General features: G+C 48.7%; 27 protein-coding genes. All 27 read right to left on the bottom strand.

The window, feature by feature from the left end; genetic code table 11:
* Nucleotides 1–392 precede the first annotated feature (392 nt).
* The gene (locus KNP82_RS13890) at nt 393–1,013 is read right to left on the bottom strand and encodes a KinB-signaling pathway activation protein (RefSeq protein ID WP_021066633.1); all 621 of its coding nucleotides are present in this window, start codon (nt 1,011–1,013) and stop codon (nt 393–395) included.
* 34 nt (nt 1,014–1,047) lie between these two features.
* Nucleotides 1,048–2,079: an Mrp/NBP35 family ATP-binding protein gene (locus KNP82_RS13885; protein ID WP_021066632.1), complete on the bottom strand. Its 1,032-nt coding sequence runs from the start codon at nt 2,077–2,079 to the stop codon at nt 1,048–1,050.
* A gap of 142 nt (nt 2,080–2,221) precedes the next feature.
* Nucleotides 2,222–2,614, bottom strand: coding sequence for a 30S ribosomal protein S9 (gene rpsI, locus KNP82_RS13880; protein ID WP_021066631.1), 393 nt, complete (start codon nt 2,612–2,614; stop codon nt 2,222–2,224).
* A 25-nt stretch (nt 2,615–2,639) separates the two neighbouring features.
* Nucleotides 2,640–3,077, bottom strand: a complete 438-nt coding sequence (rplM, locus tag KNP82_RS13875; protein WP_021066630.1) for a 50S ribosomal protein L13 — start codon at nt 3,075–3,077, stop codon at nt 2,640–2,642.
* A 154-nt stretch (nt 3,078–3,231) separates the two neighbouring features.
* Complete coding sequence (gene truA, locus KNP82_RS13870) at nt 3,232–3,972, bottom strand: tRNA pseudouridine(38-40) synthase TruA (RefSeq protein WP_021066629.1); 741 nt, start codon at nt 3,970–3,972, stop codon at nt 3,232–3,234.
* Nucleotides 3,969–4,760, bottom strand: a complete 792-nt coding sequence (locus KNP82_RS13865) for an energy-coupling factor transporter transmembrane component T family protein (RefSeq protein WP_021066628.1) — start codon at nt 4,758–4,760, stop codon at nt 3,969–3,971. Before KNP82_RS13865 ends, truA begins: the two co-directional genes overlap by 4 nt.
* A complete protein-coding gene (locus tag KNP82_RS13860; protein ID WP_021066627.1) occupies nt 4,757–5,635 on the bottom strand; it encodes an energy-coupling factor transporter ATPase in 879 nt (292 codons plus the stop codon). Before KNP82_RS13860 ends, KNP82_RS13865 begins: the two co-directional genes overlap by 4 nt.
* Nucleotides 5,611–6,447: an energy-coupling factor transporter ATPase gene (locus KNP82_RS13855; RefSeq protein WP_021066626.1), complete on the bottom strand. Its 837-nt coding sequence runs from the start codon at nt 6,445–6,447 to the stop codon at nt 5,611–5,613. The genes KNP82_RS13860 and KNP82_RS13855 overlap by 25 nt, the downstream gene beginning before the upstream one ends.
* Nucleotides 6,448–6,516: 69 nt before the next feature.
* Nucleotides 6,517–6,870, bottom strand: a complete 354-nt coding sequence (rplQ, locus tag KNP82_RS13850) for a 50S ribosomal protein L17 (RefSeq protein WP_012727650.1) — start codon at nt 6,868–6,870, stop codon at nt 6,517–6,519.
* A 24-nt stretch (nt 6,871–6,894) separates the two neighbouring features.
* Nucleotides 6,895–7,839: a DNA-directed RNA polymerase subunit alpha gene (locus tag KNP82_RS13845; RefSeq protein WP_021066625.1), complete on the bottom strand. Its 945-nt coding sequence runs from the start codon at nt 7,837–7,839 to the stop codon at nt 6,895–6,897.
* A gap of 92 nt (nt 7,840–7,931) precedes the next feature.
* Nucleotides 7,932–8,327 carry a 30S ribosomal protein S11 gene (gene rpsK, locus KNP82_RS13840; protein ID WP_021066624.1) on the bottom strand — a complete coding sequence of 132 codons (396 nt, stop codon included), beginning with the start codon at nt 8,325–8,327 and terminating at the stop codon, nt 7,932–7,934.
* Nucleotides 8,328–8,343: 16 nt separating this feature from the next.
* Nucleotides 8,344–8,709 carry a 30S ribosomal protein S13 gene (rpsM, locus tag KNP82_RS13835; protein ID WP_021066623.1) on the bottom strand — a complete coding sequence of 122 codons (366 nt, stop codon included), beginning with the start codon at nt 8,707–8,709 and terminating at the stop codon, nt 8,344–8,346.
* A 19-nt stretch (nt 8,710–8,728) separates the two neighbouring features.
* Nucleotides 8,729–8,842, bottom strand: coding sequence for a 50S ribosomal protein L36 (gene rpmJ, locus KNP82_RS13830; protein WP_003156543.1), 114 nt, complete (start codon nt 8,840–8,842; stop codon nt 8,729–8,731).
* 30 nt (nt 8,843–8,872) lie between these two features.
* On the bottom strand, nt 8,873–9,091 hold the full coding sequence (infA, locus tag KNP82_RS13825) for a translation initiation factor IF-1 (RefSeq protein WP_021066622.1): 219 nt from the start codon (nt 9,089–9,091) through the stop codon (nt 8,873–8,875).
* Nucleotides 9,092–9,196: 105 nt separating this feature from the next.
* Nucleotides 9,197–9,955, bottom strand: a complete 759-nt coding sequence (gene map / locus KNP82_RS13820; protein ID WP_021066621.1) for a type I methionyl aminopeptidase — start codon at nt 9,953–9,955, stop codon at nt 9,197–9,199.
* Complete coding sequence (locus KNP82_RS13815; protein WP_214828451.1) at nt 9,952–10,602, bottom strand: adenylate kinase; 651 nt, start codon at nt 10,600–10,602, stop codon at nt 9,952–9,954. Before KNP82_RS13815 ends, map begins: the two co-directional genes overlap by 4 nt.
* A gap of 78 nt (nt 10,603–10,680) precedes the next feature.
* On the bottom strand, nt 10,681–11,970 hold the full coding sequence (secY, locus tag KNP82_RS13810) for a preprotein translocase subunit SecY (protein ID WP_021066619.1): 1,290 nt from the start codon (nt 11,968–11,970) through the stop codon (nt 10,681–10,683).
* A complete protein-coding gene (rplO, locus tag KNP82_RS13805) occupies nt 11,970–12,410 on the bottom strand; it encodes a 50S ribosomal protein L15 (RefSeq protein WP_021066618.1) in 441 nt (146 codons plus the stop codon). Before rplO ends, secY begins: the two co-directional genes overlap by 1 nt.
* A gap of 31 nt (nt 12,411–12,441) precedes the next feature.
* Nucleotides 12,442–12,627 carry a 50S ribosomal protein L30 gene (gene rpmD, locus KNP82_RS13800; RefSeq protein WP_021066617.1) on the bottom strand — a complete coding sequence of 62 codons (186 nt, stop codon included), beginning with the start codon at nt 12,625–12,627 and terminating at the stop codon, nt 12,442–12,444.
* A 15-nt stretch (nt 12,628–12,642) separates the two neighbouring features.
* Nucleotides 12,643–13,143, bottom strand: a complete 501-nt coding sequence (gene rpsE / locus KNP82_RS13795) for a 30S ribosomal protein S5 (RefSeq protein ID WP_021066616.1) — start codon at nt 13,141–13,143, stop codon at nt 12,643–12,645.
* Nucleotides 13,144–13,163: 20 nt separating this feature from the next.
* On the bottom strand, nt 13,164–13,526 hold the full coding sequence (rplR, locus tag KNP82_RS13790) for a 50S ribosomal protein L18 (protein ID WP_012727661.1): 363 nt from the start codon (nt 13,524–13,526) through the stop codon (nt 13,164–13,166).
* 34 nt (nt 13,527–13,560) lie between these two features.
* Entirely contained in the window at nt 13,561–14,100 is a 540-nt protein-coding gene (gene rplF / locus KNP82_RS13785; RefSeq protein WP_021066615.1) for a 50S ribosomal protein L6, read from the bottom strand.
* A 33-nt stretch (nt 14,101–14,133) separates the two neighbouring features.
* Nucleotides 14,134–14,532: a 30S ribosomal protein S8 gene (gene rpsH, locus KNP82_RS13780; protein WP_021066614.1), complete on the bottom strand. Its 399-nt coding sequence runs from the start codon at nt 14,530–14,532 to the stop codon at nt 14,134–14,136.
* A 31-nt stretch (nt 14,533–14,563) separates the two neighbouring features.
* On the bottom strand, nt 14,564–14,833 hold the full coding sequence (gene rpsN, locus KNP82_RS13775) for a 30S ribosomal protein S14 (RefSeq protein WP_021066613.1): 270 nt from the start codon (nt 14,831–14,833) through the stop codon (nt 14,564–14,566).
* Between the two features lie 20 nt (nt 14,834–14,853).
* A complete protein-coding gene (gene rplE / locus KNP82_RS13770) occupies nt 14,854–15,393 on the bottom strand; it encodes a 50S ribosomal protein L5 (RefSeq protein ID WP_016508927.1) in 540 nt (179 codons plus the stop codon).
* A 32-nt stretch (nt 15,394–15,425) separates the two neighbouring features.
* Entirely contained in the window at nt 15,426–15,734 is a 309-nt protein-coding gene (gene rplX, locus KNP82_RS13765) for a 50S ribosomal protein L24 (RefSeq protein ID WP_021066612.1), read from the bottom strand.
* Nucleotides 15,735–15,771: 37 nt separating this feature from the next.
* Entirely contained in the window at nt 15,772–16,140 is a 369-nt protein-coding gene (gene rplN / locus KNP82_RS13760; protein WP_012727667.1) for a 50S ribosomal protein L14, read from the bottom strand.
* Nucleotides 16,141–16,164: the final 24 nt, after the last annotated feature.

Below are 16,164 nucleotides of genomic sequence, written 5' to 3'. Positions count from 1 at the left end.
CCGCCAGCGTTCGTCCTGAGCCAGGATCAAACTCTCCAAAGAATTTGATATAGCTCTTTAAAAATGACGAAGCTTGCGCTTCATTCAAACATTGTAAAACTTTTTTTGCCTCATCGTTCAGTTTTCAAAGACCAAATGTTGTCGTGTTAGCGACTTTTTAATAATAGCGATTTGACCTTTTAAAGTCAACCGTTTTTTATTATTTTTTTAATTCGCATTCTGTTGTTCGTGTGTGAACAGCAGCGACGTTTATTAATATATCAGCGCCCCCTATTTTCGTCAACTGTTTTTCTAAAAAAACTTTATTTTTTGTTTTACGCTCTGTAACTGAACGAAAGAACGTTTCAAACAAACAAGCCCAGACGAATGTCTGAGCTTGTACTAGTACGCTGTCATGATGATTTAGATGACACACGTTTCTTCGTTTTGGCCTTTCCCGCTGTCGACGGTTTGACGCTCTCTGCCTGAGCAGGTGCTTGGAAGCGATGCAGCATCAAGACTTGATACGCATTGGCAAACACGAGCGTCGCTAACGCCGGCCACAAGAGGGCGATTTCATCCGTCGCCTGTAGGGCTGGAATCCATTCGATTAACGTGATGACGATCATCAAGAAGAGCGTCGGGATGAACGCACTCGCGTTCGTCTGCTTCGCCTTACTCGTCGCGATAATCCAAGATACCATCACCAACACGACCATTTCACCGATATAGCGCCACATATGATCGTTGCCGAACGCGAGCATGCGAAGATATACCGCATCAAATAACGCAAAGGCGATCAATAGCACTTGCACGCGATTCCATAACCTTGGTCCTCGGAACAAGTCCAATCCAACCCGGTGGACAATCAAATAAGCAAAGAATCCCATCATGCTAATTCCCGTCCACGTGCTCGAGTAGCTAAGCGCCGTGACGATCGCTTCCCAAGATTGACTCACTAAATAACCTGGATTGGCCAGTAAGTTCATCACAAACCCAAATAACGTCCCGAAGACGAGCGTCGTCCAAAACAACCTTAAAAATCCTTGTACCTTCATTTGTGAACCATTACCCTTCTATCTGTTGAATGACCGCTTGTGCCAATCCATCGTATGTTTTCTCAAACGGATGCCCGTCCCGATAAACCGATGGGGCAAAGTCTTCTTCGTTTTCGTACGGCTGACCGAGCGGAATTTGAGCGAGCAACTTGCTCTTCAATGCCTCGGACAACTTTTCGCCTCCGCCGTAACCGAAGACATACTCTTTCTCTCCAGTCACTTTGCTTTCGAAGTACGCCATGTTCTCGATGATGCCAAGCACTTTGTGGTTCGTCTTAATCGCCATCGCCCCAGCCCGTGCAGCGACGAACGCAGCCGTCGCATGCGGTGTCGTGACAATCAACTCTTGGCATGCCGGGAGCATCGAATGAATATCGAGCGCGACATCACCCGTCCCTGGCGGTAAATCGAGGAGCAAGTAATCTAGGTCGCCCCATTCGACGTCGTTAAAGAAATTATTGAGCATCTTCCCGAGCATCGGTCCACGCCAGATGACCGGCGCGTTATCTTCGACAAAGAAGCCCATTGAAATGACTTTCACACCGAACCGCTCGACCGGGATGATTTTTTCTCCACGCACGACTGGTCGTTCTTCGATTCCGAGCATATCCGGCACACTAAAGCCATAAATGTCCGCATCAATCAATCCGACTTTTTTCCCGGCCCGCGCGAGCGCGACGGCTAAGTTGACGGAGACCGTCGATTTCCCGACGCCGCCTTTCCCTGATGCGATTGCGATGAACGTCGTACCGGCGTTCTCACGAAGAATCGCCGGCTTTGTCGCTTCTTTCAAGCTCTCGTCATTGAGCGCCTCGAAGCGGAGGCCGACCGTCTTGAAACCTTTTCCTTTGAGCAACGTGACAATCTCTTGTTGAAGTTGAAGCTGTTCCCCGCTCCCGGTTTGACCGAGCGCGACTTTAACACTGACATAATCTTCTTTAATGCGAATATCCTTCACGCCAGCTGTATCTCCAAGCGTACGGTTGATTGTTGGATCGATCAACCCCGCCAATTCTTCACGAACTTGTTCTACTGTAAGCATGTGGTTTCCCCCTAATTTCTGTCTCGCTAACAGTATATCAAAAAAAGCGTTTTCTTGAGGGAACGGAATGCAACAATTTCATGAGCAACAAAAAAACTCTCCGCCCCAATGGACAGAGAGTTTGAACCAAATTGTTCGAAGATTAACGCTTCGAGAATTGTGGTGCGCGACGTGCAGCTTTAAGACCGTATTTTTTACGTTCTTTCATGCGAGCGTCACGAGTCAAGAAGCCTTTTTCTTTGAGGCTTGGACGGAATTCTGGGTCCGCTTGAAGAAGCGCACGTGATACGCCGTGGCGAATCGCTCCAGCTTGTCCTGTGAATCCACCACCGTTAACGTTAACGATTACATCGTATTTACCTTCTGTTTCAGTCAATACGAGTGGTGATTTTGCCATCATGATCAAAGTCTCATGACCGAAGTATTCTGAAATATCACGGCCATTTACAACAACTTTGCCGTCACCTGCAACGAGGTGAACGCGAGCCACCGAGTGTTTGCGGCGGCCTGTTCCGTAGTAACGTACATCTGCCATCGTTTAGTTCCTCCCTGTGTCCCGATTAACCGCGAAGTTCGTAAACTTCTGGTTTTTGTGCTGCGTGGTTGTGCTCAGCTCCAGCGTAAACGTGGAGTTTGTTGAATGATTGACGTCCAAGTGATCCTTTTGGAAGCATCCCTTTGATTGCGAGTTCAAGCATACGCTCTGGACGTTTTGCGAGAAGCTCTTTTGCAGTTTGTGATTTCAAACCGCCTGGATGACCTGAATGACGGTAGTAAATCTTGTCGTTCAATTTGTTACCAGTCAAGTGGATTTTCTCAGCGTTGATGATGATGACGTGGTCTCCGCAATCAACGTGTGGTGTGAAAGTCGGCTTGTGCTTACCGCGAAGAAGTGATGCTACTTCACTAGTCAAACGACCAAGTGTTTTGCCTTCTGCGTCGATAAGGAGCCATTTGCGTTCTACTTCAGATGCTTTTGCCATGAATGTCGTGCGCATGTGGAATACCTCCTAAAATGTCTGTTTACTTAATTTTTTTAGTGCTTGTTTGATGCTTTATCATAATCCTAGTTTACGGGGCTAAGATTGTGGTTCATCTCTCAATGTGAAAATGAAATGCCAATGAATATAATACGATTTTATAGGGGGAATGTCAATCTACTTTTTCATAATTCACATTCCACAAATATAGACCGTGCGGTGGGGCTGTAATCCCAGCGCTACGCCGGTCTTTAGAAGCGAGCATTCGACTCACATCTGCCGGTTCATATTTCCCTCGCCCGACCTCAAGCAACGTACCAACCATAATCCGAACTTGGTTATAGAGAAAGCCCGAGCCGACGAATCGGAAGTACATCTCATCGCCTGCTTCAACGAGCTCCGCTTCATAAATTGTTCTGACGCGGTCCTCCACTTCCGCCTTCGTCACCGAGAAGGACGTGAAGTCGTGGGTCCCGACTAATAGACGAAGCGCCTGGCGCATCCGCTCATGATCGAGCGTATACGTGACCGTCACGGCATGGTGGCGTCGGAACGGATCGGCGTCGCCTCGGAAGAAATAGCGATACTCTTTCCGTTTCGCCCCGTACCGTGCGTGAAACGAAGCATCGACTTCTTCAGCCGCTTGGACGAGGATATCATCCGGTAACATCGCATTCAACGCTTTGACGAACCGGTCGACCGGCATCGAGAGGTGCGTATCAAAGTGCAAGATTTGCCCTCTCGCGTGGACCCGAGCATCCGTACGGCCCGAGGCCACGACTTTCACGGCTCGGCTATGCATCCGCGCCAAGACGGCTTCTACTTCAGCTTGAATCGTGTTTCCGTTCGGTTGTACCTGATAGCCTGCATAGTGCGTCCCGTCATACGCTACCGTCAGTTTGATTCGTTTCATCCAATCCCTCGCAATCCGATTAGAATGAGTGTCACGATGACAAAGATGAGGAGTAACGCCGTATCACGACGATGCCACGTCATCTCACGCAACCGCGTCCGCCCTTCACCCCCACGGTACCCTCGAGCTTCCATCGCCGTAGCGAGGTCCTCAGCACGTTTAAACGCAGATACGAATAAAGGGATCATGAGCGGGACGACCGCCTTGAGGCGATCCATGATTGGACCGCTCTTCAAATCGACCCCTCTTGCCTGTTGGGCCTTCATGATCCGATCCGTCTCGTCGGCCAACGTCGGCAAGAACCGGAGCGAGATGGACAACATGAGGGCGATTTCATGGGCTGGTACCCGGAACCGCTCTAACGGACGGAGCCCGGCCTCAATCGAGTCGGTCAGTTCCATCGGCGTCGTCGTCAGCGTCACGAGCGTCGTCAACATGACGAGATAGAAGAAACGGAGCGAGACGATTAAGCCCATGCGGACACCTTCCGAATAAATTGCGAACGGTCCGAATGAAATCAACTCGGTTCCCTCGCGATTAAAGAACAACTGCAACAACAGCGTAAATAGGATCAGGAATAGAATCATCTTCAGTCCGTTCCATAAATACCGCCACGACAGTTGAGACAATCGCACGGCGAACAACGTGAAGGCCAGCAAGAATACGTTCGTCCACAAGTTATCCGCCAAAAAGACGATGGGAATGAAGGCGAGGATAAACAACGTCTTGGCTCGCGCGTCGAGTGTGTGGAGCCACGAGTGTCCGGGAATGTACTGTCCGATAATCAAGTCGCTCCCCCCCTTCCTAGCTCGAGCGCAATCCAGTCCGCCAATTCAGTCTCTGTTCGGAGAGACGGTGTGGCGACCCCAAACACAGGGGCGAGTTCATTAGCGAAACGGAGCACGTGTGGAATCTCGAGCTGGAGCGCCTCGACGAGCGCCTCGTCTTTGAATAAATTGAATGGATCTCCGTCAAAGGCGACCTGTCCGCGTTCCATGACGACGACACGTTCCGCATAAGCCAACACGTCATCCATATCGTGCGAGACGAGGATGAGTGTCAAATCGAGTTCTTGTTTTAATCGTTTGAATAACGCCAGCATCTCGCGACGGCCGAGCGGATCGAGCCCTGCCGTCGGTTCATCCACGACGAGAACGTCCGGACGGCTCGCGAGTACTCCGGCGATGGCGACACGGCGCATCTGTCCGCCGGAGAGATCGAACGGCGAACGGCTCCAAAGCGCTTCATCGAGCCCGACAAGGCGTAAGGCGACATGAGCCCGTTCTTTCGCTTCGTCTTCAGACGCCCCGAAGTTACGTGGACCGAACATGACGTCGCGTTCGACCGTCTCTTCAAATAATTGATGTTCCGGATATTGAAAGACGAGCCCAACGCGGCGCCGAAGCGGGAGTAAGCTTTGCTTTTTATCGCGACGCTTCGTGATCGCACGGACTTCGATATCATCGACGACGACACGACCTTTTGTCGGCCGCAACAGGCCGTTCATATGTTGAACGAGCGTTGATTTTCCAGAGCCGGTGTGGCCAAGAAACGCAACAAGCGCCCCCGACGGAATCATCACATTCACATCGCGCAGCGCGGTTCGTTCAAACGGAGTATTCAATTGATATTGGTAAGTCACTTCTTCAATGCTAATCGGCATAGATGGTTCACCAACTCCGAATGTTGTAGCATCAGACGATCGAGTGGTATGCCCCGTTCCTTCAGTTCGAGTTGCATCCGGACAATAAACGGTACGTCGAGCTGAATGGCTCGTAACGCCTCCGGATTTTGAAACACGTCTTCGGGTGTGCCGGTCATCGCGATCTTGCCTTTCGACAACGCAATGATACGGTCGGCAAACAACACTTCGTCGAGCTCGTGGGTAATGGCGACAACGGTCATCCCTTCTGAGACGAGCTGTTGCACCGTTTCAATCACCTCTTTGCGCCCAATCGGGTCGAGCATCGAGGTAGCTTCATCGAGCACGAGGACATGCGGGCGCATTGCGAGAGCCGAAGCAATCGCAACACGCTGCTTTTGTCCACCGGATAACTGATGCGGTTCACGGTCCGCTAGTTCCGATAATCCAACGCGCGCTAGACTGTCATCAATTCGACGAACCATTTCTTGACGTGGAAGTCCCATGTTTTCGAGAGAGAATGCCACATCATCGCGCACGGTCGCCCCGACAAACTGGTTGTCAGGATTTTGGAAGACGACACCGATCCGTTTCCGAACGTCCCACACGTCTGTGGCGTCCGTTGGATCGAGTGTCTCAACCCGGACTTCTCCTTCTTGAGGAAGCAAAAGCCCATTCCACAACTTCGTCAAAGTCGACTTGCCAGAACCGTTATGGCCAACGATTGCGAGCCATTCCCCTTTGTATACGTCGAGTGACAACCCATTGAGGGCTGGCTCGGTCTGTCCCGGGTAACGAAACACGATATCGCGTACCATAATTTGAGATTCCATCTGCCGACTCCTTTCCGATGTGGAAACAGGGCAATACGTCACCGCATGCCCTGTTGACTGCCTAATGAATTAGACGAGTTCGATGATTACGACTTCCGCACCGTCACCGCGGCGTGGGCCGACTTTCATGATGCGTGTGTATCCACCTTGACGTTCAGCGTAGCGTGGTGCCACGTCTTCGAACAATTTTTGGATTGCGTCTTTTTCTCCAGCGTTCTCTTTGCGAACGAATGAAGCTACTTGACGACGGGCATGAAGATCGCCACGTTTCCCAAGAGTGATCAATTTTTCAACGACTGGGCGAAGTTCTTTCGCTTTTTGTTCAGTTGTTTGAATGCGCTCGTTGATAATAAGGTCAGTTGCAAGATCACGTAAAAGTGCCTTACGTTGCGAGCTTGTACGGCCGAGTTTCGAATAAGCCATTACATTTCCCTCCTTCGTTTGAACTTAGTCTTCTTTACGCAAGCCCAAACCGAGTTCGTCCAACTTGAGTTGAACTTCTTCGAGTGATTTACGTCCGAGGTTACGAACTTTCATCATCTCTTCCTCTGATTTGTTTGCGAGTTCTTGAACCGTGTTGATGCCAGCGCGCTTCAAGCAGTTGTACGAACGAACTGAGAGATCGAGTTCTTCAATCGTCATTTCGAGTACTTTTTCTTTTTGGTCTTCTTCTTTCTCGACCATAATTTCTGCATTGAGAGCTTCGTCAGTCAAGCCAACAAAGATGTTCAAGTGTTCTGTCAAAATTTTCGCCCCGAGCGATACCGCTTCTTCCGGACGGATTGAACCATCTGTCCACACGTCTAATAGAAGCTTATCGAAGCTAGCATCTTGACCGACACGTGTTTTATCTACTTCGTAGTTCACGCGTTGAATCGGTGTGTAGATCGAATCGATTGGAATTACGCCAATCGGCATATCATCACGTTTGTTATCTTCTGCCTGGACGTAACCACGACCACGGCGAGCAGTCAAACGCATGCGAAGCGTCGCGTTGTCAGCGAGAGTCGCGATGTGGAGCTCAGGATTCAAGATTTCAACGTCGCTATCATGGGTAATGTCTGCCGCAGTGACAGCACCGGCACTTGAAACGTTAATCTCAAGCGTTTTCTCTTCGTCCGAGTACACTTTGAGTGCTAACTTCTTGAGGTTAAGTACGATTTGCGTGACGTCTTCGACGACTCCGTCAATCGTAGAGAACTCATGAAGTACGCCATCGATTTGAACCGCTGTTACCGCTGCACCAGGGAGCGATGACAAAAGAATTCGACGTAGTGAGTTGCCGAGAGTAGTGCCATATCCACGTTCAAGCGGTTCCACCACGAATTTACCAAACGTAGCATCCTCGCTGATTTCGACCGTTTCGATCTTTGGTTTTTCAATCTCGATCATCTGAACCCCTCCTTGAGTGTATCCTGCCATGCAGCGCGAGCTGCATTGTATATGCTGTTTGTGCTAGGTAAGCCCTTCACACGCACAAGCGATTATACGCGGCGACGTTTTGGAGGGCGGCAACCGTTGTGCGGAACTGGTGTTACGTCACGGATTGCAGTTACTTCAAGACCAGTAGCTTGGAGGGCACGGATAGCCGCTTCACGTCCAGCACCAGGACCTTTAACGTTAACTTCTACTGTACGCATACCGTTGTCCATTGCAACTTTCGCTGCAGTTTCAGCAGCCAATTGTGCTGCGAACGGAGTCGATTTACGTGATCCTTTAAATCCAAGGTTACCAGAAGTAGCCCATGAGATCGCGTTACCTTGCGTGTCAGTGATTGTAATGATTGTGTTGTTGAAAGTAGAACGGATGTGTACCACACCGACTTCAACATGTTTTTTGACTTTACGTTTTGAACGTACATTTTGCTTACGTTTCGCCATTGTTCAATTCCCTCCTTTACTTCTTCTTGTTCGCTACTGTACGGCGTGGGCCTTTACGAGTACGCGAGTTGTTCTTCGTGTTTTGTCCGCGAACAGGGAGACTACGACGGTGACGAACACCGCGATAAGCGCCGATCTCGATCAAACGTTTAATGTTGAGTGAAACTTCGCGACGAAGGTCACCTTCAACTTTGATTCCGTCAATTGCTTCACGGATACGGTTGATTTCGTCTTCTGTCAAATCACGTGTGCGTGAATCTTCAGATACGTTTGCAGTCTTCAAAATTTCTTGTGCTCTTGTTTTACCAATACCAAAGATGTATGTGAGCGAAATAACGATACGTTTTTCGCGTGGAATATCTACACCAGCAATACGTGCCATGTGTGCACCTCCTCTTAGATTAACCTTGTTTTTGTTTGTGTTTCGGGTTTTCGCAAATTACCATTACTTTACCCTTACGACGAATAACTTTACATTTTTCGCAGATCGGTTTTACCGACGGTCTTACTTTCATGATTATACCCTCCTCCTGGAAAAATCGGAGTTACTTGTAACGGTACGTAATCCGCCCGCGAGTCAAGTCGTACGGAGACAACTCGACAGTTACGCGGTCACCTGGAAGGATTCGAATATAGTGCATCCGAATTTTCCCTGAGACGTGCGCGAGCACCGTGTGGCCGTTTTCTAACTCCACTTTAAACATTGCGTTTGGAAGTGGTTCGACAACAGTGCCTTCCACTTCAATGACATCTTGTTTCGCCATCATTTATTCCCCTTTCTATATGAAGATATTTAGGAGCACAGACGATCTATCGCATTGTACTGTGAGAGAAGGATCCGTTACGGATCAGCACGAAGCAATAGAGCCTCATTCACCGGAATCGAGTTTCGTTAAAATCTCGTATCCATCGTCTGTGATGGCGATGGTGTGCTCAAAGTGGGCGCACATGCTACCGTCCACTGTCACAACTGTCCAGTTGTCAGCCAGTGTTCGAACATAGCGTTGACCAGCATTGACCATTGGTTCAATGGCTAACGTCATTCCAGTCTTCAGGCGCGGCCCTTTCCCCGGTGGACCATAGTGCGGAATTTGCGGTTCTTCATGCAAATTTTGTCCGACACCATGACCGACGTATTCGCGGACGACAGAGAAATCATGAGATTCCACATACGCTTGAATCGCATGCGAAATGTCTGTCAGACGCTGCCCAGCCTTAGCGTGCTCCAATCCTTTATACAGACTTTCTTCAGTTACGTCAAGTAACTGCTGCGTCTCTGCTGAGATTGTTCCCACTGGATACGTCCAAGCGGAATCTCCATGGTATCCGTTATAGTAGGCACCGATGTCGATTGAGATGATATCTCCATCGTTCAATACCCGCTTTCCGGGAATCCCATGAACAAGCTCTTCGTTCACTGAAGCACAAACGCTACCGGTAAACCCGTTGTAGCCTTTGAACGACGGTGTCGCACCTTGGCTGCGAATGTATTCTTCCGCGATCCGGTCGAGCTCAAGCGTCGTAATACCTGGTTTGATGTGCTCTTTGAGCACCTGGTGTGTTCGAGCAACAATTTGCCCAGCCTCACGCATAATCGCTATTTCACGAGGCGTCTTCGTGATGATCATTCAGTACCACCGAGTAACGCTTTGACATCGGCGTATACGACATCGATTGGACGATCTCCATCCAATGTACGAAGATACCCTTTTTCAGCGTAAAAGTCAATGAGTGGTTTCGATTGCTCGATGTTGACGTCAAGGCGACGGCGGACCGTTTCCTCTTTATCGTCTTCACGTTGCATGAGAGCCGACCCATCCACATCACAGATGCCTTCCACGTTAGGTGGGTTGAAGATCACATGATATGTCGCACCGCACGTTGGGCAGATCCAACGACCTGTCAAACGCGGGACGAGAATTTCCGCATCCACATCGATATTCACGACATGGTCAATCTGTTTTCCCAAATCTTTAAGCAAACTTTCGAGTGCCTCTGCTTGAGCAACAGTACGCGGGAATCCATCGAGTAGGAAGCCGTTTTTCGTATCATCTTGACTCAAACGCTCACGTACGATTCCGATTGTTACCTCATCCGGTACGAGTTCGCCTTTATCCATGAACGATTTTGCTTCTTTGCCGAGTGGCGTTCCGCCTTTGATTGCCGCACGAAACATGTCGCCTGTCGAAATGTGTGGGATTTGGTACTCTTCGACGATTTTAGCCGCTTGAGTCCCTTTCCCTGCACCCGGTAAGCCCATGAGTACTAGATTCATCTCAGTTAGCCTCCAGTTTTGATTTTCACAACACGTCGTAAACACGACAGGAAGGAAGGGTGTACCCTTCCTTCCGCTTTAACGGATAAAGCCTTTGTAGTGTCGTTTTACAAGTTGACTTTCGATTTGTTTCATCGTTTCGAGGGCTACCCCGATCACGATCAACAAGCTCGTTCCTCCGATTTGCACCGAAGTTGGGAGACCGGCAAGCTTAATGAAGATTGTCGGCATGATCGCAACGAGCGATAGGAAAATCGCTCCGAAGAATGTCAAACGATAGAGCAACTTCGTGATGTACTGTTCTGTTTGCGCCCCAGGACGAATCCCAGGAATATAGCCACCTTGCTTCTGCAGGTTTTCTGCCATCTGTTCAGGATTGACCTGAATGAATGTATAGAAGTAAGCGAATGCGATGATGAGCGCTACGTAGATTGACATTCCGATTGGAGCTGTCGTATCGAAGTAGGTCTGCAACTTCTGCGTCGTTTCCGGAGAAGCAATGAAGCTTGCAACAGTTGGTGGTGTCACCATGAAGGAAATCGCGAAGATAACCGGGATGACACCGGCAGCGTTTAGTTTGATTGGCAAGTGCGTCGACTGTCCGCCCACAGGGGTACGGTTCGCCGTGCGTTTTGCGTATTGAATCGGAATTTTGCGAGCGGCCTGTTGAACATAAATGATCCCCATAGTCACCGCAAGGATAACGAGCAATAGTACAACCAAGTAAACGATGTTAATGAATAACGCATCTCCAGCATTTTGGAGCTTCGTCTCATAAATCTGCGTGAAGATTCTTGGGAACCCAGCGACGATACCGGCGAAGATAATGATGGAAATACCATTCCCAACACCTTTCTCCGTCGTCATCTCACCAAGGAACATCAAGAACGCCGTACCGGCAGTCAGTACGATCGCGATCACGAAATAGGTTGCCGTGCCCCACGTCTCATTGACGAGACCTGGATAGAGGCGGTTAAATCCAAACGACAATGAAGTCGCTTGAATAAACCCTAAGATGATCGTCCCATAGCGCGTGACCGTCGCTAGCTTTTTACGTCCAGACTCGCCTTGTTTTGCCCATTCGGCAAACTTCGGAACGACGTCCATTTGTAAGAGCTGCACAACGATCGATGCCGTAATATACGGCATGATCCCCATTGCGAACAGGGAGAAGTTCTGTAAAGCATTTCCTCCAAACAAGTTCAAGAAGTCGAGTAGACCTCCTGAGTCAAAACGCAACACATCCGTATTCACCATCGGCACCGGGATATGGGCCCCGATGCGGAAAATGATGATGATTGCGAGTGTGAAGAGAATACGCTGTCGAATATCTTTCACGCGCCACATATTGGAGATCGTCTGAAACATCAGATCACCTCAACTGAACCGCCAGCTGCTTCGATCGCTTCTTTCGCTGCACCCGAGAATTTGTTGGCTTTTACAGTCAATTTTGTTTCAAGCTTGCCGTTAGCAAGTACTTTGATTCCGTCTTTAGCAGAGCTGACAACACCAGTCTCGATTAAGAGTTCTGGAGTAACTTCAGTACCTGCTTCGAAACGGTTAAGCGTGTCTAGGGAAACAACTGCATACTCTTTACGAGTAGGGTTGTTGAAACCGCGTTTTGGAAGACGACGGTAAAGTGGGTTTTGCCCACCTTCAAATCCTGGACGAACGCCACCGCCCGAACGAGCTTTTTGACCTTTATGTCCACGGCCAGAAGTTTTACCGTTACCAGTCGCCATACCGCGACCGACACGGTTGCGTTCGTGACGCGAACCTGGAGTTGGCTTCAATTCATGGAGTTTCATAGTGGCACCTCCTTATTTAGTAAGATCTTTATTATTCGTTGATTTCGTTTACAGTCACAAGGTGCGACACCTTTTTGATCATACCACGCATCGCTACGTTGTCAGGGACAACGACAGTCTGATGCATTTTACGAAGACCGAGTGTACGTACTGTTACACGCTGATCCTCAGGACGACCAATAGTGCTGCGTGTGAGGGTGATTGCGAGTTTCGCCATGTCTAATTCCCTCCCTTATTTAAGAAGTTCTTCTACGCTTTTACCGCGTAGTTTAGCAACTTCCTCTGCTTTTTTAAGCTCTGTCAAGCCTTTAACCGTCGCACGGACGATGTTGATTGGTGTGTTAGATCCAAGCGATTTCGAAAGGATGTCACCTACACCTGCAAGTTCGAGCACTGCACGAACCGGTCCACCTGCGATAACCCCAGTACCTTCAGAAGCTGGTTTCATGAATACACGACCTGCTCCGAATACTCCTGTGATTTCGTGTGGAATTGTTGTACCAACCATCGGTACTTGAACCATGTTTTTCTTAGCGGCTTCAATAGCCTTGCGGATCGCTTCTGGCACCTCTTGTGCCTTACCTGTACCGAAACCGACGTGACCATTCTTGTCACCTACGACGACGAGAGCGGCGAAACGGAAGCGACGGCCACCTTTCACGACTTTCGCGACGCGGTTTACGGTAACAACGCGTTCTTCAAGTTGTTCCATGTTAACGTCTAACTGGCGCATCGAGTGTCCCCTCCTTTTTGTTAGAATTTAAGACCTGCTTCACGAGCTGCTTCAGCAACAGCTTTGACGCGGCCATGATAGAGGTATCCACCACGGTCGAACACAACAGTGTCGATACCTTTCTCGAGTGCACGTTCAGCTGCAAGTTTACCAACAGCTTTCGCTGCTTCAACGTTGCCGCCGTTTGTAAGATCGAGAGCTTTATCTTTCGAAGATGCTGACACAAGCGTTGTTTGTGCTGCATCATCGATGAGTTGAACGTAGATGTGCTTGCTCGAGCGGAATACGTTCAAACGTGGACGAGCTGCTGTCCCCGTGATCGTACGACGTACACGAGCATGACGTTTCTTACGAACTGCATTTTTGTCTGCTTTTGTGATCATTTATGCCACTCCTTTCCGTTCATTTCGTGACGAATTACTTACCAGTCTTACCTTCTTTACGGCGAATACGTTCATCAGAGTAACGAACACCTTTACCTTTGTAAGGTTCTGGAGCACGGTACGAGCGGATTTGAGCTGCAACGTGACCGACGCGCTCTTTGTTAATCCCTTTAACGATGATTTGCGTGTTTGAAGGAACTTCAATCTCGATACCTTCTTCAGCAACGTACTCGATTGGGTGCGAGTAACCGAGGCTGAGGACGAGTTTGTTACCTTGCTTAGCTGCACGGTAACCAACCCCTGAGATCTCAAGTGTTTTCTGGAATCCGTTAGACACACCTTCCACCATGTTGGCGATAAGGGCACGTGTCGTACCGTGGATCGTACGGTTCTCTTTCGAGTCATCCGGACGAACAACAGTCAATTCGTTTTCTTCAACTTTGATTTCCAAGGCTGGGTTAGCTGAAAGCGAAAGTTCACCTTTAGCACCTTTTACTGTGACCGTGTTGTCTTCTGCAACCGATACAGTAACGCCAGCTGGAATCGTAACTGGTTTTTTACCAATACGTGACATTGATTACACCTCCGTTCTTGTTAGAAAAGTGACTTACCAGATGTAGGCGAGCACTTCGCCGCCGACTTGTTGTTGGCGAGCTTCTTTATCAGTCATAAGACCTTTTGATGTCGAAAGAACTGCGATACCGAGTCCTCCGAGTACTTTTGGTACTTCATCTGCTTTTGCGTATACACGAAGACCTGGTTTCGAAATGCGTTTGAGACCAGTGATAACACGTTCGTTGCTTGCTCCGTACTTAAGGAACAAACGAAGTGTACCTTGCTTAGCGTCCTCGATATATTCAACATCGCGAATGAAACCTTCACGCTTGAGGATCTCTGCAACCTCACGTTTGATATTAGAAGCTGGAAGCTCTAATTTTTCATGGCGAACCATGTTAGCGTTACGGATACGTGTAAGCATATCTGCAATTGGGTCTGTCATTACCATGCGATGTACCTCCTTTCACACTGTTAGTGGATTACCAACTTGCTTTTTTAACACCAGGGATTTGACCTTTGTATGCAAGATCACGGAACTTGATACGGCTGATCCCGAATTTACCCATGTAACCATGTGGACGACCTGTGATGCGGCAACGGTTATGAAGACGCACAGGTGAAGAGTTACGTGGCAATTTGCTGAGTCCGATGTAGTCGCCTTCAGCTTTCAATTGTGCACGTTTCTCAGCGTACTGGGCAACGAGTTTCTCGCGTTTTTGTTCGCGATTCACCATTGACTTTTTAGCCATGTTGTCGACCTCCCTTTAGATTATTTTTGGAATGGCATTCCGAGAAGTGTGAGCAATTCACGAGCTTCTTCGTCTGTGTTCGCTGTTGTAACAACAACGATATCCATACCGCGTACTTTTGTTACTTTATCGTAATCGATTTCAGGGAAAATAAGTTGCTCTTTCACACCAAGCGTGTAGTTACCGCGTCCGTCGAATGCTTTCTTCGATACACCGCGGAAGTCGCGTACACGTGGAAGTGAAACAGTTACCAATTTGTCGAGGAAATCGTACATACGCTCGCCACGAAGAGTAACCTTCGCACCGATTGGCATGCCTTCACGAAGTTTGAAACCAGCGATTGATTTCTTAGCCTTCGTTACGAGTGGTTTTTGACCAGAAAGAATTGATAATTCTTCCACTGCCATGTCAAGAGCCTTCGAGTTCGAAACAGCGTCACCTACACCCATGTTGATGACGATCTTGTCGACCTGTGGGACTTGCATAACTGAGTCATAGTTGAATTTATCCATCATCGCTTTCACGATGTCGCTTTTATACTTCTCTTGCAAACGGTTCATAGTCGAATGGACCTCCTTTCGTCACGTTCTTCTTATTTATCGAGTACTTCGCCCGATTTCGCGACACGAACTTTTTTACCATCGACTACTTTGAAACCAACGCGAGTTGGTTTGCCCGTTTTAGGGTCGAGTGGCATGACGTTCGAGACGTGAATTGGTGCTTCGATTTCAAGGATACCGCCTTGTGGATTCGCTTGTGATGGTTTCGAGTGTTTTTTAATCACGTTGATACCTTCTACGACTACGCGGTTCTTGCTTGGCATAGCTTTGAGGATAACCCCTTGCTTGCCTTTATCTTTACCAGACATTACCTGGACTGTATCGCCTTTTTTAACATGCATCGTTTTGCGCACCTCCTTATAGGATTGAAATTGGAAATTAAAGTACTTCCGGTGCCAACGAAACGATCTTCATGAATTCTTTTTCACGAAGTTCACGTGCAACTGGCCCGAAGATCCGAGTGCCGCGTGGGCTCTTGTCATCTTTGATGATGACTGCTGCGTTCTCATCGAAACGGATGTACGAACCATCTTTACGACGAGCGCCGCGTTTTGTACGAACGACAACTGCTCTGACAACGTCACCTTTTTTAACAACGCCACCTGGTGTTGCTTGTTTTACCGTTGCGACGATAATGTCACCGATGTTGGCAGTCTTACGACCTGAACCACCGAGGACTTTAATTGTCAACAGTTCACGCGCGCCAGAGTTGTCTGCTACTTTCAAGCGAGATTCTTGTTGAATCATGCGAGTGTACCTCCCTCCGGATGT

Origin of the sequence: Exiguobacterium sp. s26 (genome assembly GCF_018618235.1) — a bacterium.
In the GTDB taxonomy this organism is placed as follows: domain Bacteria; phylum Bacillota; class Bacilli; order Exiguobacteriales; family Exiguobacteriaceae; genus Exiguobacterium; species Exiguobacterium chiriqhucha.
This window is presented reverse-complemented; position numbering and strand designations above follow the sequence as displayed.

What these genes read in the sequence shown, in the direction of transcription:
- KNP82_RS13885 (WP_021066632.1), bottom strand. Translation starts at nt 2,079, where the DNA reads ATGCTTACAGTAGAACAAGTTCGTGAAGAATTGGCGGGGTTGATCGAT.
- rpsI (WP_021066631.1), bottom strand. Translation starts at nt 2,614, where the DNA reads ATGGCAGATGTACGTTACTACGGAACAGGCCGCCGCAAACACTCGGTG.
- rplM (WP_021066630.1), bottom strand. Translation starts at nt 3,077, where the DNA reads ATGCGCACGACATTCATGGCAAAAGCATCTGAAGTAGAACGCAAATGG.
- truA (WP_021066629.1), bottom strand. Translation starts at nt 3,972, where the DNA reads ATGAAACGAATCAAACTGACGGTAGCGTATGACGGGACGCACTATGCA.
- KNP82_RS13860 (WP_021066627.1), bottom strand. Translation starts at nt 5,635, where the DNA reads ATGCCGATTAGCATTGAAGAAGTGACTTACCAATATCAATTGAATACT.
- KNP82_RS13855 (WP_021066626.1), bottom strand. Translation starts at nt 6,447, where the DNA reads ATGGAATCTCAAATTATGGTACGCGATATCGTGTTTCGTTACCCGGGA.
- rplQ (WP_012727650.1), bottom strand. Translation starts at nt 6,870, where the DNA reads ATGGCTTATTCGAAACTCGGCCGTACAAGCTCGCAACGTAAGGCACTT.
- KNP82_RS13845 (WP_021066625.1), bottom strand. Translation starts at nt 7,839, where the DNA reads ATGATCGAGATTGAAAAACCAAAGATCGAAACGGTCGAAATCAGCGAG.
- rpsK (WP_021066624.1), bottom strand. Translation starts at nt 8,327, where the DNA reads ATGGCGAAACGTAAGCAAAATGTACGTTCAAAACGTAAAGTCAAAAAA.
- rpsM (WP_021066623.1), bottom strand. Translation starts at nt 8,709, where the DNA reads ATGGCACGTATTGCTGGTGTAGATATTCCACGCGAAAAACGTATCGTT.
- rpmJ (WP_003156543.1), bottom strand. Translation starts at nt 8,842, where the DNA reads ATGAAAGTAAGACCGTCGGTAAAACCGATCTGCGAAAAATGTAAAGTT.
- infA (WP_021066622.1), bottom strand. Translation starts at nt 9,091, where the DNA reads ATGGCGAAACAAGATGTCATTGAAGTGGAAGGCACTGTTGTCGAACCA.
- map (WP_021066621.1), bottom strand. Translation starts at nt 9,955, where the DNA reads ATGATCATCACGAAGACGCCTCGTGAAATAGCGATTATGCGTGAGGCT.
- KNP82_RS13815 (WP_214828451.1), bottom strand. Translation starts at nt 10,602, where the DNA reads ATGAATCTAGTACTCATGGGCTTACCGGGTGCAGGGAAAGGGACTCAA.
- secY (WP_021066619.1), bottom strand. Translation starts at nt 11,970, where the DNA reads ATGTTTCAGACGATCTCCAATATGTGGCGCGTGAAAGATATTCGACAG.
- rplO (WP_021066618.1), bottom strand. Translation starts at nt 12,410, where the DNA reads ATGAAACTCCATGAATTGAAGCCAACTCCAGGTTCGCGTCACGAACGC.
- rpmD (WP_021066617.1), bottom strand. Translation starts at nt 12,627, where the DNA reads ATGGCGAAACTCGCAATCACCCTCACACGCAGCACTATTGGTCGTCCT.
- rpsE (WP_021066616.1), bottom strand. Translation starts at nt 13,143, where the DNA reads ATGCGCCAGTTAGACGTTAACATGGAACAACTTGAAGAACGCGTTGTT.
- rplR (WP_012727661.1), bottom strand. Translation starts at nt 13,526, where the DNA reads ATGATCACAAAAGCAGACAAAAATGCAGTTCGTAAGAAACGTCATGCT.
- rplF (WP_021066615.1), bottom strand. Translation starts at nt 14,100, where the DNA reads ATGTCACGTATTGGTAAAAAACCAGTTACGATTCCAGCTGGCGTTACT.
- rpsH (WP_021066614.1), bottom strand. Translation starts at nt 14,532, where the DNA reads ATGGTAATGACAGACCCAATTGCAGATATGCTTACACGTATCCGTAAC.
- rpsN (WP_021066613.1), bottom strand. Translation starts at nt 14,833, where the DNA reads ATGGCTAAAAAGTCAATGGTGAATCGCGAACAAAAACGCGAGAAACTC.
- rplE (WP_016508927.1), bottom strand. Translation starts at nt 15,393, where the DNA reads ATGAACCGTTTGCAAGAGAAGTATAAAAGCGACATCGTGAAAGCGATG.
- rplX (WP_021066612.1), bottom strand. Translation starts at nt 15,734, where the DNA reads ATGCATGTTAAAAAAGGCGATACAGTCCAGGTAATGTCTGGTAAAGAT.
- rplN (WP_012727667.1), bottom strand. Translation starts at nt 16,140, where the DNA reads ATGATTCAACAAGAATCTCGCTTGAAAGTAGCAGACAACTCTGGCGCG.